The organism is Nonomuraea jabiensis (assembly GCF_014204795.1).
GTDB classification, from domain to species: domain Bacteria; phylum Actinomycetota; class Actinomycetes; order Streptosporangiales; family Streptosporangiaceae; genus Nonomuraea; species Nonomuraea jabiensis.
Genome location: NZ_JACHMB010000001.1, coordinates 13,117,055 through 13,135,301, shown reverse-complemented (window position 1 = coordinate 13,135,301; position 18,247 = coordinate 13,117,055). Strand labels below are relative to the sequence as shown.

The following is an 18,247-nucleotide window of genomic DNA, read 5'->3' as shown; positions in this document are numbered from 1 at the left end:
GCGACCCGGGCTACGGCGAGGGGACGGGGACTGCGATCGCCGTCACGATCAGGCCGCCGCTCACCAGCCAGCGTCCCTCGAAGCGGGCCGGCCAGCCCGGGCCATGGACCGAGATCTCGGCGGCGAAGGTCCCTGACCCAGTGAGTGGGGGTGGGGAGGTGGCGAAGGTGACCGTGGCGTCCAGGAAGCCGAGCCAGTGGCCCGTCAGCGGGTACCACGCCTTGTAGATCGCTTCCTTCGCGCTGAACAGCAGGCGGCCCGGGTCCGGGAGGCCCAGCAGGTCCAGGGCGGTGGCTTCCGCGGGGGTCGCGATGCGTTCCAGGACGCCGCGGGGCATCGGGAGGTGGGGTTCGGCGTCGATGCCGATCGACAGGGCGCCGCGCGCCACCGCCGCCGCTCGGTAGCCCGCGCAGTGCGTGATGCTGCCCACGACCCCGGGCGGCCAGGCGGGGGCGCCGCGGTCGCCGCGCAGGACGGGGCGGGGGTCCATACCGAGTCGCCGCAGTGCCAGGTGGGCGCAGTGCCGGGACGTACGGAACTCGCGCCGCCTCTTGTCCCCCGAGCCCGAGACGAGTGCTTCCTCCTCAGGGAAGAGCGTGAGGTCCGGTGGGTCGCCGAAGAGCTCGGCGGTGGCGACCCACGGGGGCATGATCGCTTCGAGCATGGGGTCACCGTCTCGGTCGTGTCGCCCGGGTGAGGCGGTCGGTGAGGGCGCGGAGGTGGTCCAGGAGTTCGGGCGCGGCCGCCCGCTCGGCGGAGGCGTGGAGCAGGATGCGGGCCTGGTGGCGGTACGGAGCCGACGCGACGGCCGCGGAGACGTAGCCCGCGACATCCTCGGCCGGCGCCGGGCGCGGGGTGAACCGCGGGCCGGAAGACGGCCGGCTCTCGATGCGGTCGACCCGGAAGGTCCGCCAGTCCTCGCGGCCGGCGTCCCAGGCCACGAGATACCAGCGGCGGGGCGTGTGCACGAGCCGATGGGGCTCGACGACGCGGGTGCTCGCGGGAGGGCCGCACCGGCGCCGAGCGGGTAGCCGCCCGCCGTGCCCGACGTGGATCGTACCGGATAGCCGAGGCTGCGCAGCTTGCCGATGTCGCGCCGGACGGTGCGTACGTCCACGTCCAGGCGCTCGGCGAGGTCGGCGCCGGAACAGTCCCTTCGCGGCTGAAGCAGCGACAGGAGCCGGAGCAGGCGCGCTGAGGTCTCCAACACGGTTCTCAGTCTGACGGTCGTCCAGGACAGTAATCGTCCGCAAGGCACATTAGCGTCCCACGGGTTGCCGGGTTCGATCGTGGAGTTCATGGACGTCATCGGGCCCCAGCTCCTGGTCGGCGACGTGAGGACGTTCTTCCGCGGCCTCCGGTGACAGCCGTGGCGTCACGGCGGTCGCCGGAGAGCGCTCGGAGGCGGGTCAGGTCAGCGACTTCGTGAGCTCGTCGTGGACCCAGGACGACAGCGTGGTCGGGGTGGTGGTCGCGGCGGTGCGGTCCTGCTCGGGGACGAAGCCGTCGCGCAGGCCGGTCGACATGCCCAGGAACGCCTCGGCAAGCTTGGGTGGCATACCGGCTTTGATGTACTGGTCGTACATCGCCTGGTCGCTGATCTGCTCGACGGTGATGGGGCGTCCCAGCTCGATGCTGAGGATGGCCGCCACGTCGTTCCAGGTCAGGTCGGCGGGGCCGTGGACCGCTCGGACGTGGCGACCGGACCATGCCGGGTTAAGGAGCACCGTCGCGGCGACCTCGGCGATGTCGCGCGGGGCGACCCAGCTCATCGGTGCGTCGAGGGGCAGGGCGACCTGCAGGGTGCCGGCGCGCAGGGCATCGATCTCGAGCAGCAGGTTGGTGAAGAAGTAGCCGCAGCGCAGATGGGTCACGTCGACGCCGATCTCGTCCAGGGCCACTTCGGTGCCCGCCAGCCCGTCGATCTCACCGGCCCCGTGGCGCTTCTCCGCCCCGACGCTGCTCTGGAAGACGACCCGGCCGATGTTGTTGCGGGTGACGGCCGCCGTGACGGCCTCGGTGGCGCGAGCGTGGTCGGCCAAGGGGTCGGCACCCGCCGAGGTGGGGTCAACCCAGTAGATGGCCTCCACCTCCCGGGTCGCGGCGACGACCAGTTCGGTGTCCCAGGAGTCGGCCTGCACCACCTCGACGAAGTCGCGCAGGTCCGCGGGCAGACGGTCGGGTTGACGCATGAGCAGCCGGGGGCGGACACCGGCGCGCACGAGGGCCCGCGTCAAGTGCCGGCCGACGTTGCCATGGGGAGTGGTCACAGCAATCCGCATGAGCGGCCTCCTTCTGTATCGGGGCAGGTCAGAACAGTACGAGCAGAGGCGGCCTGTTTCCGTCCTCGTCTCCCGGCAGGATGGTTCCCATGGACGGGACACCGACGGCGCGCACCCTCCAGCTGTTGTCTCTGCTCCAGAGTGGCGGCGAGTGGCCCGCCGCGGACCTGGCGCAACGCCTCGGCGTGAGCGTCCGGACGGTGCGTCGTGACGCCCAACGTCTGCGGGAGTTCGGTGCTCCCGCGCAGGCTGCGCCGACGGGCCGCCGCCACAGCCCTGGTCACCGAGGTCCTGCAGCAGCCCGCGGCCGTCATCACCGCGGCCACGATCGGCGTCCTGGCCGACGCCGTCGCCGGCAACACCCGGGTGCGGTTCGACTACACCGACCGGGACGGCGTCCGATCGGAGCGCCTGATCGAGCCCTACCGGCACGTCCTGCGGAATGGGCGCTGGTATCTGGTGGGGTTCGACGTGGGCCGAGCCGATTGGCGGCTGTTCTGCATCGACCGCATCCGCGACCTGACGCCCGTGCCCGGTGACCACGAGCCGCAGCCCTTTCCCGACCTCTCGATCGAGCGCTGGCTCACCAGCGACTTCGGACGCGCGGGGACGGCCGAGGAGGGTGATCCTCGGCCGTCCCGTGGTGTCATCTCAGGGCGTAGGCCCGGTTGACGGTCTGGGTGGTCGAGCCGCCCGCCGTGTCCGACGCCGTGACCCGCAGCGACACGAAGCCGCTGGTCTGCGCCAGGGCGGGATGGGCCAGCTCCACCCGGAACCGCCCGTCGCCGCGCTTCCTGACCCGCGTCGCGGCCCGCCAGGTGGTCCCGTCGTCGACCGAGAACTCGACCGTGACCTGGTTGACGGCGGGTGCCCGGCGTACGGCCGAGTGCGCGCCGGCGCGCAGGTCGAACGCGAACGGCTCCCCGGCCGGGGCCCGGTTCAGCAGGTCGAGAGGCAGGTCGTAGGTGACCTGGACGGCCGGCTGGAACGCGCACCCCGCCCCGAACGAGCACGCGTACCCCCGGGGCGCCCCCGAGGACGGCGGCGGCGAGGAGGCGAAGCGCGCGGTGGTCGTGACCGTGCCGGACAGGGTGCGTCCCGAGGTGTCCACGGCCTCCACGCGGTAGGCCCCGGGGCCACCGGGCACGGTGAAGAACCGCGGGCGCCAGCCCTGCGGGGCGAGCTCCTGATCGGCCGCGAACAGCCGGGGCGCCGAGGTGACCGGGCTCAGGTCGCTGTAGTGACGGGGGTCGGAGTCGCGCCACTGCTCGAACGGCACGAATTGCTCGGAGTCCCGGCACAGCGCGCACGGCACCTTGACCGGGTATCCCGGCGGCACGTCCGCGGCGGCAGGCACCAGCGGCGCCTTGAACCACTGCTCGGAGACCCGCCGGTCGTCACCGGTGAACCGGTCGTCGGAGTGCAGGACCAGCCCGTCGTTCGTGATCGTGCGGGACCACACCACGTCGTCGGACACGGGCCCGAAGTACTCGGTCCGGGTGAGTGGCATCCGCAGCGATCCGCCGTACGTCATCCGCCCCGGCTCCTCGCCGGCCGTCGACTCGCCGTACTCCCAGCCGCTGGTGTCCGGTTTGTCGGCGTGGTAGGCGGCGTCGATCCGTACCAGCCGCTCCAGGTCGACCTTGACGGGCCGTGCGGGCACCCGGCCGCGCGAGTCGAAGCGGAGGTGGTAGATCGCGCCCGGCCCCGCCTGCGGTTCGAGCCGCAGCGACACCGGCCCCTTGGCCAGGGCGGACCGCAGCGAACGGCCCTCGGCGGCGTCCAGCCCCAGCCGCAGCGACCAGCCCAGCGGGACGCGCGCCCGCCCGCCGTCCACGTCGAGGAAGCCGATGACGCCCGCCGCGCCGCGCAGGGAGGCCTCGCGGCCGGCGTCGTCCATCTGGACGCTCGCGTTGACGTAGCCGCTCTCGACGGGGATCCCGACGAGCGCGATCTTGCCGGAGACGTCCACGCCCGTGAAGTCCTCCGGCCGTCCCCTTCCGACCGAGACCACGGGGTAGGACGTGGCGGCGGTCAGCCTGCGCATGGCCTCCACGTCGTAGGCGGGATGCAGGGCCAGCCCGCCCGCGGTGGCCGAGGCGAGCACGGGGGGCTCCAGGTTCCACTGGTGCGACAGCCGCACCTTGCCGGTCTTCACCGAGGACACCGGCGTGACGAACAGCTGCTGCCCGCCGCCCTGGACCCCGCCGTACAGCGAGACCGGCTGGGTGCGGTCGGTGAAGGTGCGCACGTAGTACGCGTTCCCGCCGCCGTCCAGCGGCTTCGGCGTCCTCGGCCGGATCGGCGCCGTCCTGCGCGCGTCCAGGGTGACGGTCCTGTCCCCGTCGAGGCGGACGTTCTCGATCACCCAGCTCGTACGGTTGCTGATCCGGCTCTCGTTGGCGACGCCGATCACCTCGTAGTCCCCGGCGGGCAGGGAGAACTCGCCGTTGCCCGAATAGTCGGTCCGCAGGTAGTAGTACCCGTAGGGGTTGAACGGGTCCTCCGGGCTGTTCGCCCGCTTCAGCGGGATCGCGTACACCAGGGGCTCGGCCTGGTAACCGGGGAAGAACTCCTTGGTCCCGTACGAGTTGACCAGCGACACCCCCAGCCGGTGCGTGGCGGGACCCGTGTAGTAGCTGAACGGCGTCACCAGCCGCACGTCGCCGCCGCTGGCCGTCACCCAGCCGCCGTACGCGCCGATCGGGCCGGCCGACGGGTCGGCGGTGAGGGAGACGGCGGCGGTGCCGTTCGCGGGCACGGTGACGCTCCGCGCGCCCAGTTTGACCGCCCTGTCCGGCGCGTGCCGGCCGCTCCAGCCGCGGGTGACGAGCGAGACGGCCAGCGTGACCGGCTCGGAGCCGAGGTTGCGGTACGTGACCTGCCTGGTGGCGGGCTTGCCCAGGAGCCGGAAGTCCACCACGGAGGTGGCGAACACGCTCTGGGTGACGGCGCGGGCCACGTCCACCCGGCCGCTGCCCTGCTCGAACCAGTTGTGCCCGTCGTTGCGCACGGCCGTCGAGGTGAGCGCGTCGCGCAGCTCGGCGGCCCGCCAGCCGGGATGCTGCTGGGCCAGGATCGCGGCGGCCCCGGCGACGTGCGGGGTGGCCATGGAGGTGCCGCTGAAGGTCGTGTACTTGTCGTCGCCCGGGATGCCGGGCAGCGAGGAGTAGGCCGAGCGCGCGGCGACGATGTCCACGCCGGGGGCGACGATGTTCGGCTTGACGGCGGCGTCGTCCAGCCGCGGCCCCTTGCTGGAGAACCCGGCCAGGGTCGTGCCGGTCTCCTTGTCCACCGCGCCCACGGCCAGCGCCTCGTCGGCCGCGGCCGGGACGCTCACCGTGAGCGGGTCCTCCTCGTTGCCGGCCGCCGTCACGAAGAGCGTGCCGTACTTCTTCGTGAGCTCGTTCAGCGCCTGGCTCATCGGGTCGGTGCCGTTGCCGCAGCAGGTGCCCAGGCTCATGTTGACCACGTCGGCGCCCTGCGCGGCGGCCCACTCCATGCCGGAGATGGCCCACGACCAGTCGCCCAGGCCGTTGTCCGCGAGGATCTTGCCGACCAGCAGGGACGCGGCCGGCGCCACGCCCTTGTACGTCGGTCCGGCGCCCGCGATCGTCGAGGCGACGTGCGTGCCGTGTCCGACCTTGTCGGCGATGCCGGCGGAGTCGGAGAAGTTCTCGCTGGCCAGGATCCGCCCGGCGAAGTCGGGGTGGCCGGCGTCGATCCCGGTGTCGAGGACGGCGACCTTGACCCCCTTGCCGTCGAATCCGCGCTCCCACCCGGCCGGCGCGCCGATGAGGGGCACGCTCTTGTCGAGCGACGCCCTCGTCCTGCGGTCCAGCCAGATCTTGGAGATCGCGCCGCCGGTCAGCTTGGCGCCGGTGTTGAGCCCGGCCCAGAAGTCGCCGGCCCGGTCGGCTCGTACGGTGAGCGCGGCGCCATTGACGCTGTCGAGCACCCGCACGTTCTCGCCGGCCGGCAGGGACCGGGCGGAGGTGGCGAGCGCGGCGGGGGCGGGGTCGCCCGGGTAGGTGACGAGCAGGGGGATCGCCTCGACGCGCCGGTCCCGCGCCAGCGTCTCGACGTCGAACAGCTCCTCGTCCAGCGTCCCGGCGGCGACCATGGGGGCCGCGTCGGAGGGCAGGACCAGGTATCCGCCGTCCTTGCCGGGCAGCGTGGCGAACGTGACGTCCGCGCCGCCGGGCCTGGGCGCCGGCCTGATGGCGATGGAGGGGGCGCCGGCCTGCGACGGCGCGTACTCGACGACGTCGCCGGTGATGAGGGTGAGGGTGACACGGGCCGGCTGGGTCTCAGCGGGCTCGGTCGCCGCGGCTGCCGCCTGGTGGAGCGGCGCGAGACCGGCGGCGAGCACGAGCACCGAGCCCGATAACACCGCCGATAACCGCGCGTGAAATTTGGACAAGATGTGCCCTTTCGGTTACAGCGGGAGCACGTTCGGGAGCGCTCCCAAATTCTCCGAGAAGGGCCAGTATCCATCAGATGATCACGCCGGGCTCGGGGGGGTTCCGAACCCGGCGGAGCGAGCCGTCACGTGCAGGTGGCGCCGTTGAGGGTGAAGGCGGACGGCTTGGAGGTGTTGCCCGTGTGGGTGGCCTGGAAGCCGAACGAGGCGGACGCGCCCGGGGCGACCGTGCCGTTGTAGCTGACGTTCCTGGCCGTGACCTGGCCGCTCGCGGGCGAGACCGTGGCGTTCCACGCGGAGGTGACGCTCTGGCCCGCGGGAAGCGTGAAGGCCAGCGCCCAGGAGGTGAGCTGGGTGGTGCCGGTGTTGGTGACCGTGACCGCGGCCGTGAAGCCGGTGTTCCAGGTGTTCATCGTGTACGTGACCCGGCACGCCCCGGTCCCGGGCGTCGGGGTCGGAGTCGGAGTCGGAGTCGGCGTGGGGGTCGGGGTCGGGGTCGGCGTGCCGCCGCCCTGGTCAAGGCCGAAGAAGGCGATCGCGGCGGCGGCCATCCCGCTCGTCGGGACGTTGTGGCCGACGCCCTGGAGGCTGATCCCCTCGACGGGGGCCATCGTGCCGGTGCCGCCGTACCTGGTCCTGGTCCAGCCGGACTGCGGCTGGTCGGTGCTGCTGGGCGTCTGGCTCAGGCCGTGGACGTTGGTCCACTGCTTGATCTCCTCCTGGAAGTTCGGGTACTGCAGCGTGCCGTCCGCGGTGCCGTGCCACACCTGCATGCGCGGGCGGGGGCCGCTGTAGCCGGGGTACGCGCCGCGTACGAGGTCGCCCCACTGCTGCGGCGTCTTGCTGACCTGGCCGTTGGCGCAGGCGCTGTTCCACATCGACCCGTCCGTGGTGGCGAAGCAGGCGAACGGCACCCCGGCGAACGCGGCTCCGGCCTTGAAGACGTCGGGGTAGTCGCCCAGCAGCACGTTCGTCATCATGGCGCCCGAGGAGGCCCCGGTGACGAAGGTGCGGTCGGGGTCGGTGCCGTAGCGCTGCTGCACGTACCTGACCATGGAGACGATGCCGACCGGGTCGCTGCCGCCGTCGTGCCGCAGCGCCTGCGGCGAGGAGACGTCGAAGCAGGAGCCGCTCCTGGTGGCGGACGGGTAGATGATGATGAACTTGTGCCGGTCGGCCAGCGAGGCGAACTCCGTGCCGGAGTAGAAGGCCGGACCCGATCCCGTGCAGTAGTGCACGGCGACCAGGAGAGGTGGTCGGGTCCCGACGCCGTCCGGGACGTACAGGTGCATGCGCAGGTTTGTCGGGTTAGTGCCGAAGCCGGTCACCTCCGTCAGCTGTGCCGACGAGGCCGGTGGCGCGGTGATCAGCCCCGCGACGATGAGCGTCGCGGCGGCGATCAAGGCACCCATGATCCGAGCTCTCACGTTCATCGGGTTCCTCTCGTTCGCCTGAAACATTGCGAGTGTGAAGAGAAACTTTCGCCGACGCAATCGCTGCTGGTGGGGGCGGCGGGAAAGGGCTGGGTGACCTGCGGCTAAGGGTTGGCCGACGTGAAAGTTTCGGGCGATGGTGGCGTAAAAGTAATTTTCCTAAGCTGCGCCGAGGGGGAAAATAAATTCCCGAGAGTTCAAAGGTGAAAGGACCCTGATGGTCACAGTCCGCGCCTTCGCGTCCGGTGACGAGGTCTCCCTGGTGGACGCCTGGAACCGCAGCATGCCGGCCGACCCCGCCACCTCCCCCTGGTTCCGCGACTGCGTGTTGCTCGACCCCAACTTCGACCCCGAGGGGCTGCGCGTGGCGGTCTCCGGCGGGCGGGTGGTGGGCTGCGCGTACGGCGTGCGCCGCCTGACCCCCTTGGCCCCGGGCACCGACCTGGAGCCGGACACCGGGTGGATCCCGTTCTTCTTCGTCGTCCCCGAGCATCGCGGTGGCGGGCTCGGGAGGCGGCTGGTGGGCGAGGCGCTGGCGTTCCTGGAGCGGGCCGGCCGGACGAAGGTCGATTTTTCGTCCTATACGCCGAACTATGTGCTCCCGGGGGTGGACGCCGAGCTCTACCCCGACGGCTACCGGCTCCTCGACGGGCTCGGCTTCCGGACCCTGTACTCGCCGGCCGCCATGGACCGGACGCTCGTCGGCTACGTGACCCCCGACGAGGTACGCGAGCTGCGCGCCGAGCGCGAGAGCGAGGGGTACGCCTTCCGCGGCCCCACCGACGGCGAGCTGCCCGAGCTGATCCGCTTCGCGGCCGACGCCTTCAACCCCGACTGGGGCGAGGCGATCCGGCAGCACCGCGACCCCCAACGCATGGTCATCGCGAAAAAAGATCGAATAGTGGGATTCGCTCTCTATGCGGCCTACCGCGGCATCCCCGAGCGCTTCGGACCCTTCGGCGTCGACCCCGAGCAGCGCGGCACCGGCCTCGGCAAGATTCTGCTCCATCTCGCCATGACCATGATGCGCGCCGAGGGGCTCCACTCGTCGTGGTTCCTCTGGACCGGCGAGGCGAGCCCGGCCGGCCGCCTCTACACCAAGGCCGGCTACGAGATCACCCGGCGCTTCCACGTGATGAGGAAGTCGGCATGATCGCCGACGAGCCGGTGTCGGCGGCTCAGGCCGGGCGGTAGCGGGCGGCGAGCTCGGCGGCGGTGGCGGCCATGCGGTCGCGTAGCTCGGCGGGGGCGAGCACCTCGACGTCCGTGCCCAGCCGCAGGAACTCGGCGAGCGCGTGCTCGATCGACTCGATCGGCACCGTGACCCGCGTCCAGCCCTCCTCGTCGGGCGGCTGCGCGCTCTGCCTGGCCGCCGCCACCACGCCGGGGGTCATGAGGTCGGGCAAGCGTTCGACGCCGCGCGGCGACAGCCGGAGCACCGCCTCGCCCCGCCGCAGCCGGGCCTCGAACTCGGCCAGGTAGCCCTGCCAGTAGGCCGCCAAGTCGAAGCCGTCCGGCCTGGTGAAGCCCTCAGGGAGCGGGTGCAGGTCGAGGATCTGCGAGACGCGGTAGGTGCGCACGTCCTCGTCCGCCCGCGCGACGAGATACCACCGTCCGGCCTTGACGACCAGCCCGTACGGGTCCAGCCGCCGCTCCACCTCCTGGGGCGCCTTCCAGCGGCGGTACCTGACCTGGATGCGGCGCTCGTTCCAGACGGCGTCGGCCACGGCGGGCAGGTAGGTCACCGGCTCCTGGTCGCGGTACCAGGTGGGCGCGTCGAGGTGGAAGCGCTCCTGGATGCGCCCGGCGCGGTCCCGCAGCTCCACGGGCAGCGCCGCCATGAGCTTGAGCTGCGCGGCCGTGACCACCGCGCCCAGCCCCAGCTCCGCCGCCGGACCCGGCAGGCCGGCCAGGAACAGCGACTCGGCCTCGTCGGCCGTCAGCCCGGTGAGCCGGGTGCGGTAGCCGTCGAGCAGCTGGTAGCCGCCCTTGGGGCCCGCGTCGCCGTACAGGGGGATGCCGGCGGCGTGGAGGGAGTCGACGTCGCGGTAGATGGTGCGTACCGAGACCTCCAGCCGCTCGGCCAGGTCCTGCGCGGTCATCCGGCCGCGCGTCTGCAGGAGCAGGAGGATCGAGACCAGGCGGGAAGCACGCACATTCACTGACACTACCTGTCAGTGACCGCGGCCTACCGTCGCCCGCATGAACGATTTCGACTTTCTCGCCGGCCACTGGGACGTCGGCAACCGCAGGCTCGTGAAGGCGCTCGCCGGCAGCGACGAATGGGAGGAGTTCCCCGGCCGTTCGGTCGCCACCCGGCACTTCGACGGGGCGGCCAGCTTCGACGAGATCACGTTCCCGACCAAGGGGTCCAGCGGGCTGACCGTGCGCGTGTACAACCCCGAGTCGCGGGAGTGGTCCATCTACTGGGCCGGCAGCACCAGGAGCACGCTCGACACCTCGCCCATGGTGGGCGGGTTCGCGGGGAACCGGGGCGAGTTCTACGGGGAGGAGACGTATGAGGGCAGGCGGGTGCGGTGCCGGTTCATCTGGACGGTGCTCGGCCCGGACGCGGCCCGCTGGGAGCAGGCGTTCTCGGCGGACGACGGGCTGACCTGGGAGACGAACTGGACGATGGACCTCACCCGGCGTGCGGGCTAGGCGGTGGAGCGGGCCCACAGGATGGCCGCCACCGCGACGGCCGCGACCAGGAGCACCAGCGAGCCGGCCACGATCGCCCACCACCAGGCCGATCTCGGGGGCTTGGCCTCGTAGTGGGACACGTCGGGCAGCATGTCCGGCGTGTAGGGGAGCCGCTGCGTGGAGGGCGGATCCTGGGGCCGCCCGGGCCGGGGCACCCGCACGGTCGGCGGGGCGGGAGGTGGCGGCACGCGCACGGTCGGGGAGTCCTGCGGGGGCGGGGGGCCGTGCCGCGGCGGCGGGACCTGTCCGGGAGGCCCCTGCGGGGTGGCCTGTGCCGGGAAGGGCTGGGTCGGGGAGGGCTTGCGGTGCCTGATCGTCTGGTGGGGGTCCTGTCCCTGCGGGTCAGGTTGCTCTCGAGTCATGATCTCCTCAGGAGCCGCTGCGGAGCGTGGGGGCGTGCCCTCCCATTGTCACACTTCCCCGGGGGACCCGTCCCACGGGTGGGTCAGCTCTGGCCCTGACCGTAGGGCGGCTGCTGCGGGTTCTGCCAGCCGGGCTGCTGCTGCGGGTACGGCTGCTGCGGATAGGGGGGCTGCTGCGGCCAGCCGGGGCCCTGCGGCGGCTGGGCGGGCTGGCGCGGCTTGCGCCGGGCCACCACGGCCCAGATCAGCAGGGCCGTGCCGCCCGCGTTGAAGAGCAGGGAGGCCAGGTTGGTGACGGCCACGATCGTGGGGTCGAGCGACGCGCCCAGCTGCGGATACAGCACGAAAGAGCGGAAGCCGTCGAACGCCAGTCCCAGCAGGAGCAGGACGCAGCCCACCATGCCGATCATCGCGGCCGAGCCGTGCTCGCGTCGAGCCATCACGGTCACGACGACGCCGAAGAGGAACAGGATGCCCATCACGGCAAAGGTGAGGATATTGCTGATATTGGCAAGCAAGGAAGCTCCGATCGGGGAGAAGCGGGGACGCGACGACGCTACGGGGATTCGCGTAGATCGTCCAATGCTCTGCTGATCGACCCCTTGTCCAGGCCGCCCTGGTAGCGCACGCCGTTCAGGAAGAGCGTGGGGGTGCCGCGCACGCCGCTGTCGCGGCCGGACTCCTCGTGCAGGGCGATCCGCGCGGCGTGGCCCGGCACGTCGGACCAGGGATCGATGCCCAGCTCGGCGGCGTAGTGCTCAAGGTCGGCGTCGGTGAGGAAGCGCTGGTTGTCGTAGAGGATGTCGTGCATCTCCCAGAACCTGCCCTGGTCGGCCGCGGCCTCGGAGACGATCGCGGCCGACGCGGCCCGGGGGTGCAGCGTACGGATCGGGTAATGCCGGAAAACCATCCGTACATCAGGATTTTTCCGGCGGATCTCCTCCAGGACCGGGTGCAGCCGCCCGCAGTACGGGCACTCGAAGTCCCCGTACTCGACGATCGTGATCGTGGCGTCCTCGGGCCCGCGCACGTGGTCCGCCGGACCGACCGGCACGGTGAGCCGGTCGGGCAGCTCCTCGGGAGGCTCGGCCTCGGGCGGCGCGCACACCCCGCCCCGGTCCCACGCCAGCCGGAAGATCACCCACCCCAGCAGGGCGGACAGCAGCGACCCGGCCAGGATGCCGATCTTCGCCTGGGCGTGGACGGGTGAGCCGTCGAAGGCCAGGTCAACGATGAACAGCGCCACCGTGAACCCGATCCCGGACACGGCCGCCCCGCCCAGCAGCTGCCCCCACACCAGGTTGCCGGGCAGGATCCCCCAGCCGAACCGCAGCGGCAGCCACGTGCCGAGGGAGATCCCGACGAACTTCCCGAGCACCAGCCCCAGCGCCACCCCGATGGAGACCGGCGAGGTGAGGGCGGCCCGCAGGGTCTCGCCGTCGAGCCGCACCCCGGCGTTGGCCAGGGCGAAGATCGGCACGATCACGTAGCTGCTCCACGGGTGCAGGCGCAGCTGCAGCCGCTCGTTGACGGAGACGGCCCGCTGGACCCGCCGCGTGGCCTCCCTGGCGGCCCGCGCGCTCGGCTCGCTGGTGAACTCCTGCACGGCCTCGCCGGCGAGCAGCAGCTTCTGGTCCGTGGGCGCGTAGACGAAGACCAGCAGGCCCAGTGCGATGCCGACCAGCGTCGGGTGGATCCCGCTCTCGAGGGTGGCCACCCAGAGCGCGAACCCCAGCACGACGTAGGCGGGCGCCCGCCAGATCCTCAGCCACCGCAGGGTCACGATGGCCGCGAGGAGCACGACGGCGGTGATGAGCGCGGGGATGGAGAGGCTGGCCGTGTAGAAGATCGCGATGATCATGATCGCCAGCACGTCGTCCACGATGGCCAGCGTCAGCAGGAACGCCCGCAGCGGATCCGGGCACCGGGCGCCCACGATGGCGAGCACGCCCAGCACGAACGCCGTGTCGGTGGCGATGGGCACGCCCCACCCGCCCGCGCCCGGCCCGCCGAAGTTGAGCAGGAGGTAGACGCCGGCCGGCACCAGCATCCCGCCGAAGGCCGCCACGGCCGGCACGGCGATGAGCCGCCGGTCCCTGAGCTGCCCGAGCCGCACTTCGTAGGAGACCTCGAGGCCGATGAGGAAGAAGAAGACGGTCATCAGCCCGTCGTTGACCCAGTGCCGCAGGTCCAGCGAGAAGTCGGCGTCCCCGAAGGAGATGCCCATGGGGGTGTGCCAGAACGCCTCGTAGGTGTCACCCCACGGCGAATTGGCCCAGAGCAGGGCGAGCACCGTGGCCACCAGCAGCACGGTCGTGCTGCCTGCCTCGGTCCGCAGGAACGCCCGCAACATCACAGATCTCCCCCCGAAGATCCAGCGGAGGCATCCGATCCTACGGTCTCTGGAAGAACAGATAAAACGCCGCATCCCGGGCAAGCAGGAATCCGACGATGGCAAGGCCCCAGCTCAGGGCCGATGCCGCGTGCTTGCTCATCCAGGCCCGCAGCCGCTCCAGCTTGGGCTCCAGCCAGGCTCCCGCCACGGCGCGCAGCCCCATGAGCGCCAGCGGCGGCAGGATCATGACGAGCACGTACGCGCCCAGCAACGGCACCCACTGCCCGGCGGTCAGCCCCGCCGTGGTCATGATGCCCATCGCGGCGAGGTAGGTCACCATCGTCGCCAGCTCCAGCACCCCGGCGGTCAGCCCCAGCAGCACCATCACGCGCGGGCCGCCCACCCGGGGCTCGAAGCGGCGCTCGGGCTTGCCCAGCTTCGCGCGCCGCTTGGGGTCGAGCCTGAAGCTCAGCGCGAACAGCCCCACGCCCAGCACGAGCTGCACCCAGTACGCGGGAGTGGTGCGCAGCACGTCGCCGAAGCGCTCCATCACCGTGGACAGCCCCAGCATGAGCGCGACCCCCACCAGGAAGTAGAAGACCGCGATGGTGGCCAGGTAGACCAGCAGCCCGCCCGACCGTTTCGAGGCCAGCAGCAGGTAGACGGGGATGCCGAGGGTGCCGAAGCTGGTGCTGTCGACGAGGGCCAGGGCGGCGAGGGCGAGCAGCAGTCCGATCGTCATGCTTCCGATCGTGCCGGGACGGGACCGGCACTTCCTCCTCCGGCGGGCGGAAACGGGGCGTACATCCTTCGCATCAGGCCGGGGGAAGGAAAGGCCGGGCCGCGAACGGCTCCGGCCTTTCCCCGGTTACAGGTTGCGCAGGTACGCCAGCGACGGCGCGAAGAAGTACTCGCCGCCCTTCATCGTGACCGTCTGGGCCACCTGGGCCTGCGGCACCGACAGCTCCGGCTTGCCCCAGACCTTCGGGAAGGCGACCTTGATGTCCCGATCGCCCTGCCCGATCACCGGGTCGTGCCCGGTGGCCGGGTTCTCGAAGTCGGGGTTGTCGGCCCACGACTGCTGCGTGAACTCGAACTGGTTCAGCAGGCTGCCGTTGAACGCCATGAACAGCAGCCCGACCTCGCCGCTCGGCCGGGTCTCCGGCGGCGAGTCGTCCCACGGCTCGTCGGTCCGCTCCCCGTACGTCTGACCGCGCCGCGCCATGAGCACCTCACGCCCGAACGAGCGCGGGTTCGTCTTCCTGATGTGGCCGCTGAACGGGCACTTGCTGCCGTCGTCGCCGTCGAAGGTGAAGTCGTTGCTCACCGGCCCGCCACCCGCCTTGGGCTTGCTGGTCAGGGGCGTGCCGTCCTTGAACCGGCCGACGAGCATGGCGCCCGCCCGGTCCCGGTCGGCGCCGACCAGGCCCAGGCCGTCGGCCAGCTCCTGCTCGATCTCCTTGAACGCCCGTACGTTCTGCTCCAGCTTCCTGAACACCAGGTAGCTGCCGTGATGCCGGACGGGGTTCGGCGCGAAGGGGTCGGGCACCAGCACGTTGCTCAGCGGGAAAGCCGGGTTCCAGTGCTTCTTCGGCTCCCTGTCCACCTCGTCCTTCACGAACAGCGGCTGGCTGCGGCCGTCCACGTACCCGAAGTGCTCGATGCCGTCGCCGGCGGGGTTGCGCATGCCCTGCCCGGTCTCCTCGCCGAGCAGCCGCGCGCTCTCCGGCAGCGCGCCGAGGATCTCCTCGCGCAGCGCCGCCACCGGCCCCGGCTCGGCGTCGCCGATCAGGATGACGGCGTGGATCTCCCGCTGGTACGTACGCTCCCACGTCTCCACGGGCGGGTCGGCGACCTCGGCGACCCGGCGCTTCATGCCGTCGCGGAACACCCGGTCCCCGAACTTGCGCACGTCCTCGACCGAGTGGCCGAGGTCGCGGTAGCCGGCCTTGCTGATGCCGATGCCCACGTACGGCGTGCCCCGGCTGCCTTTCGCGTTGAAGTCGCGGACCTCCTGCAGGTGCTCGCGGGCCGACTTCATCTTGGTGGTCGCCACGTGCCGGAGGAATGCCTTTCCTTCCGCCGCGTCGTTGAACCTGACGAACAGCACGGACAGGTGCTCGCGCACGTGGGCGCGCAGGATGTTCGGCTGGAGGTTGTCCAGCATCGCCTTGGTGTCCGCGTCGAGCGTGGCCGAGTCCCAGGCCAGAGGTTGTGCGTTGTTCAGGTCGACAGGCATTGCCGAGTCCCTTCCCCGTTTCGATGTGAAATCGGGCCCCCAATCTGTACGACTCCTGGGAACGCGAGAAGGTTTCCGGGAAAGCGGCCCGGTCGCTTTCCCGATCAGCCGACGGTGAGTGCGGTACGCGCCACGCCGCCGTTCTCGCAGCGCACCGTCACCCCGAACCGGCCGGCCTTGACCGCCTTCAGCGCCGATGACCAGGTGGCCGCGGGGGCGGTGGGGCGGGTGCGGACGGTGGCGAAGGCGTTCGAGGTCACGTCACGCACCTTCGACCCGCCGCAGACCGCCGTCACCCTGACCTCCTGGCCCACCTTGGCCGCGGCGGGGACGAGGCCGACGCCCGCGTTGACGGCCGGCAGGTCCCCGGACGGCTGCGTGGGGCCAGAAGTGGGGCCGGAAGTGGGGGTGGGCTTGGGGGTGGCGGTCGGTGTGCCGGTGGGCGTGGGGGCCGGGACCGGGTTGGACTGGCCGAAGACCACGTCCGAGCAGGAGTAGAACGCCTCGGGGCTGTCGCTGCGCTGCCAGATGGCGTAGATCAGGTGCCGTCCCTGCCGGGCGGGCAGCTTGGCGGTCATCGTGTAGAAGCCGTCCGTCACCACCGGGTTCTGCACGGTCTGGAACGGCTTGGCCTCCAGGTCCGACCACTTCAGCGGCCTGGCCGGGTCGTAGCCGTCCTTGGTGATGTAGAGCTCGAACGACCCCTTGTGCGGCGCGGTCGCCCGGTACCTGAACGTGTGGGACGCGCCGCTCGCCAGCGTCGTCGCGGGCCAGTCCGCCCGTGCCTGGTCGAACCCGCGGTATTTGTCCCGCCCCGCGCTGCACAGCTTGCCGTCTGGGATGATCTGGCGGTGCCGGCCCGCCGCGTCGGCGATGTTGACCTCGTTCCAGTCGTAGAGCGGCTGGGTGCCGCCGATGGCCACGGCCTGCTTGCAGGCGGCCGACTTCGGGTTCTCCGGGCCCTCGCTGTAGCAGACCATGGTGCGGCTGGGCGGGTTGCTCATGGTGCCGTGCGCGGAGGCCGTGCCGGGGGCGATGGCGAGCACGAGCAGCGTGGGGGCGGCCAGGGTGGTGGCGACGAGCGCCTTACGGGTGATCTGCATATAGATCACCTTGATGTATCCGAAAGGGCGAAATTTAGGGCTTAAGTGTCCTTTAAGGCTGGCTTAGCTGCTATTTCAGTACGCAGCCACACCTGCACCTGAGCCCCGCCCATCGACGACCGGTCCAGCCGCAGCCGGCCCCCCGTCGACTCGGCGAGCCTGCGCGCGATGTCCAGCCCGAGCCCGGTGGACCCGCTGCCGCTGCTGCCCCGCTCCATCGCCGAGTCCGGGTCCGCGATGCCGGGCCCCGCGTCGGCGATCAGGATGCCGACGGTGTCCTGGCCCTCGTGCAGGGTGACGCCGAACGCCGTGCCCTCCGGCGTGTGCCTGAACACGTTCCCGAGCAGCGCGTCCACCACCGCCGTCAGCTCACCGGCCGGTACGGGCACCCGTACCGGCAGCGTGGCCCCGACCAGCTCCCACGGGCGCCGCTGATCCTCCGCCAGCGCCGACCAGAACGTCAGCCGCTCGCGCAGCACCTCGGCCGCGTCGCACGACCTGGCCGCCCGCGACGGCCGCCGGGCCGCCGCGATGATCGTGTCCACCTCGCCCTCCAGCCTGGCCAGCGCCTGCCTGCCGGGCTCCGCCTGCGGGCCGAGCTGGTCCAGGCTGAGCTTGAGCGCGGTGAGCGGGGTGCGGAGCCGGTGGGAGAGGTCGGCGGCCAGCTCCCGTTCGGCGGCCAGGAGCTGGGTGACGCGGTTCGCCATGGCGTTGAACGCGGTCGCCGCCGCCTTGAGCTCGGGCGGCCCGTCGGGGTAGACGCGTTCGCTCAGGTCGCCGGCTCCCAGCGCGGTCGCGGCGGTGCCGAGCCGGCGCGCCGAGCGTACGACCCGCGCCCCGAGCCGGTCGCCGACCAGCACCGAGCCGAGCACCAGCGCCACGGCCACCCCGGTCAGCACCGCCCATGACGTGAGGACGCCCCGGTTGAGGTCGGCCGCGGGGACGAACACCTCGATCACCGCGCCCCGGTCCTCGTCCAGCGCGACCGGGCGCAGCAGCACGTATCCGCCGTCCAGCTCGACGGTGCTCGCCCTGGTCTCGCGGGCGGCCCTGGCCACCTCGGCGGCGGGCGCGCGGGAGGTGCCCTGCGTTGTCCCGCCCTTGACGTGGACGGCCAGCAGGCCGCGCCGCCCGGCCTCGGTGCGGGCCATGGCGTGCCCCAGGTCGTCGCTCCTGGTCGTCAGCGCCAGCACCGGGACCAGCGCGGACGCCTGCCGCTCGGCACCCGCCAGCGCCCTGGTCTGCGCGGTCTCCTTGACGATCAGCGCGAGCGGCACGAGGAAGGCCAGCGCGACCATCGAGGTGACCGCGACCATCAGCACCGCCAGTGTCCGCCTCATCGGGGGCCTCTCATCGGGGCGCTCTCA

The 18,247-nt window shown here is 71.7% G+C and carries 15 protein-coding genes and 2 pseudogenes; 4 read left to right on the top strand and 13 right to left on the bottom strand.

The genetic code is table 11. The annotated features are described in order from the left end of the window. Positions 1-10: 10 nt before the first annotated feature. The 3 genes and pseudogenes from HD596_RS59930 to HD596_RS59920 all read right to left on the bottom strand — a co-directional run bounded on the left by HD596_RS59930 (position 11) and on the right by HD596_RS59920 (position 2,282). The gene (locus HD596_RS59930; RefSeq protein ID WP_512699280.1) at positions 11-832 is read right to left on the bottom strand and encodes a 4'-phosphopantetheinyl transferase family protein; all 822 of its coding nucleotides are present in this window, start codon (positions 830-832) and stop codon (positions 11-13) included. Further along, positions 747-1,210: pseudogene (locus HD596_RS59925) on the bottom strand (helix-turn-helix transcriptional regulator); the annotation flags it as partial. The pseudogene HD596_RS59925 and the gene HD596_RS59930, both read right to left, overlap by 86 nt. Before the next feature lie 199 nt (positions 1,211-1,409). Then, on the bottom strand, positions 1,410-2,282 hold the full coding sequence (locus HD596_RS59920) for an NmrA family NAD(P)-binding protein (RefSeq protein WP_185078170.1): 873 nt from the start codon (positions 2,280-2,282) through the stop codon (positions 1,410-1,412). An 80-nt stretch (positions 2,283-2,362) separates the two neighbouring features. On the opposite strand from HD596_RS59920, the pseudogene HD596_RS66125 reads away from it, so the two are divergent. Together HD596_RS66125 and HD596_RS59915 are read left to right on the top strand one after the other, a co-directional pair. Further along, a pseudogene (locus tag HD596_RS66125) lies at positions 2,363-2,464 on the top strand (hypothetical protein); the annotation flags it as partial. Between the two features lie 25 nt (positions 2,465-2,489). Further along, positions 2,490-2,954: a helix-turn-helix transcriptional regulator gene (locus HD596_RS59915; protein WP_221520118.1), complete on the top strand. Its 465-nt coding sequence runs from the start codon at positions 2,490-2,492 to the stop codon at positions 2,952-2,954. Here the strand turns inward: HD596_RS59915 and HD596_RS59910 are convergent. Together HD596_RS59910 and HD596_RS59905 are read right to left on the bottom strand one after the other, a co-directional pair. Then, positions 2,929-6,705 (bottom strand): S8 family peptidase, encoded by a 3,777-nt coding sequence (locus tag HD596_RS59910; RefSeq protein ID WP_185078169.1) that lies wholly within the window; start codon positions 6,703-6,705, stop codon positions 2,929-2,931. The two genes, HD596_RS59915 and HD596_RS59910, sit on opposite strands and share 26 nt — an antisense overlap. A 125-nt stretch (positions 6,706-6,830) precedes the next feature. Then, positions 6,831-8,138, bottom strand: a complete 1,308-nt coding sequence (locus HD596_RS59905; RefSeq protein ID WP_185078168.1) for an extracellular catalytic domain type 1 short-chain-length polyhydroxyalkanoate depolymerase — start codon at positions 8,136-8,138, stop codon at positions 6,831-6,833. A gap of 217 nt (positions 8,139-8,355) precedes the next feature. On the opposite strand from HD596_RS59905, the gene HD596_RS59900 reads away from it, so the two are divergent. Beyond that, on the top strand, positions 8,356-9,291 hold the full coding sequence (locus HD596_RS59900; RefSeq protein ID WP_185078167.1) for a GNAT family N-acetyltransferase: 936 nt from the start codon (positions 8,356-8,358) through the stop codon (positions 9,289-9,291). A gap of 25 nt (positions 9,292-9,316) precedes the next feature. On the opposite strand, the gene HD596_RS59895 is transcribed toward HD596_RS59900, so the two are convergent. Then, on the bottom strand, positions 9,317-10,294 hold the full coding sequence (locus HD596_RS59895) for a helix-turn-helix transcriptional regulator (RefSeq protein ID WP_185078166.1): 978 nt from the start codon (positions 10,292-10,294) through the stop codon (positions 9,317-9,319). Between the two features lie 46 nt (positions 10,295-10,340). On the opposite strand from HD596_RS59895, the gene HD596_RS59890 reads away from it, so the two are divergent. Next, the gene (locus HD596_RS59890) at positions 10,341-10,799 is read left to right on the top strand and encodes a hypothetical protein (RefSeq protein WP_185078165.1); all 459 of its coding nucleotides are present in this window, start codon (positions 10,341-10,343) and stop codon (positions 10,797-10,799) included. Here HD596_RS59890 and HD596_RS59885 read toward each other — a convergent pair. The 7 genes from HD596_RS59885 to HD596_RS59855 form a co-directional block, all read right to left on the bottom strand. Beyond that, the gene (locus tag HD596_RS59885) at positions 10,796-11,203 is read right to left on the bottom strand and encodes a hypothetical protein (protein ID WP_185078164.1); all 408 of its coding nucleotides are present in this window, start codon (positions 11,201-11,203) and stop codon (positions 10,796-10,798) included. The two genes, HD596_RS59890 and HD596_RS59885, sit on opposite strands and share 4 nt — an antisense overlap. Before the next feature lie 83 nt (positions 11,204-11,286). Beyond that, complete coding sequence (locus HD596_RS59880; protein WP_185078163.1) at positions 11,287-11,682, bottom strand: hypothetical protein; 396 nt, start codon at positions 11,680-11,682, stop codon at positions 11,287-11,289. A gap of 77 nt (positions 11,683-11,759) precedes the next feature. Further along, a complete protein-coding gene (nhaA, locus tag HD596_RS59875) occupies positions 11,760-13,556 on the bottom strand; it encodes a Na+/H+ antiporter NhaA (protein ID WP_185078162.1) in 1,797 nt (598 codons plus the stop codon). A gap of 40 nt (positions 13,557-13,596) precedes the next feature. After that, positions 13,597-14,280: a GAP family protein gene (locus tag HD596_RS59870; protein WP_185078161.1), complete on the bottom strand. Its 684-nt coding sequence runs from the start codon at positions 14,278-14,280 to the stop codon at positions 13,597-13,599. Between the two features lie 126 nt (positions 14,281-14,406). Beyond that, positions 14,407-15,777, bottom strand: coding sequence for a Dyp-type peroxidase (locus HD596_RS59865; RefSeq protein WP_185078160.1), 1,371 nt, complete (start codon positions 15,775-15,777; stop codon positions 14,407-14,409). A gap of 104 nt (positions 15,778-15,881) precedes the next feature. Continuing rightward, positions 15,882-16,880, bottom strand: coding sequence for a lytic polysaccharide monooxygenase auxiliary activity family 9 protein (locus HD596_RS64540; protein ID WP_185078159.1), 999 nt, complete (start codon positions 16,878-16,880; stop codon positions 15,882-15,884). Between the two features lie 41 nt (positions 16,881-16,921). After that, positions 16,922-18,220 carry a sensor histidine kinase gene (locus tag HD596_RS59855; RefSeq protein WP_185078158.1) on the bottom strand — a complete coding sequence of 433 codons (1,299 nt, stop codon included), beginning with the start codon at positions 18,218-18,220 and terminating at the stop codon, positions 16,922-16,924. Between the last annotated feature and the right edge of the window lie 27 nt (positions 18,221-18,247).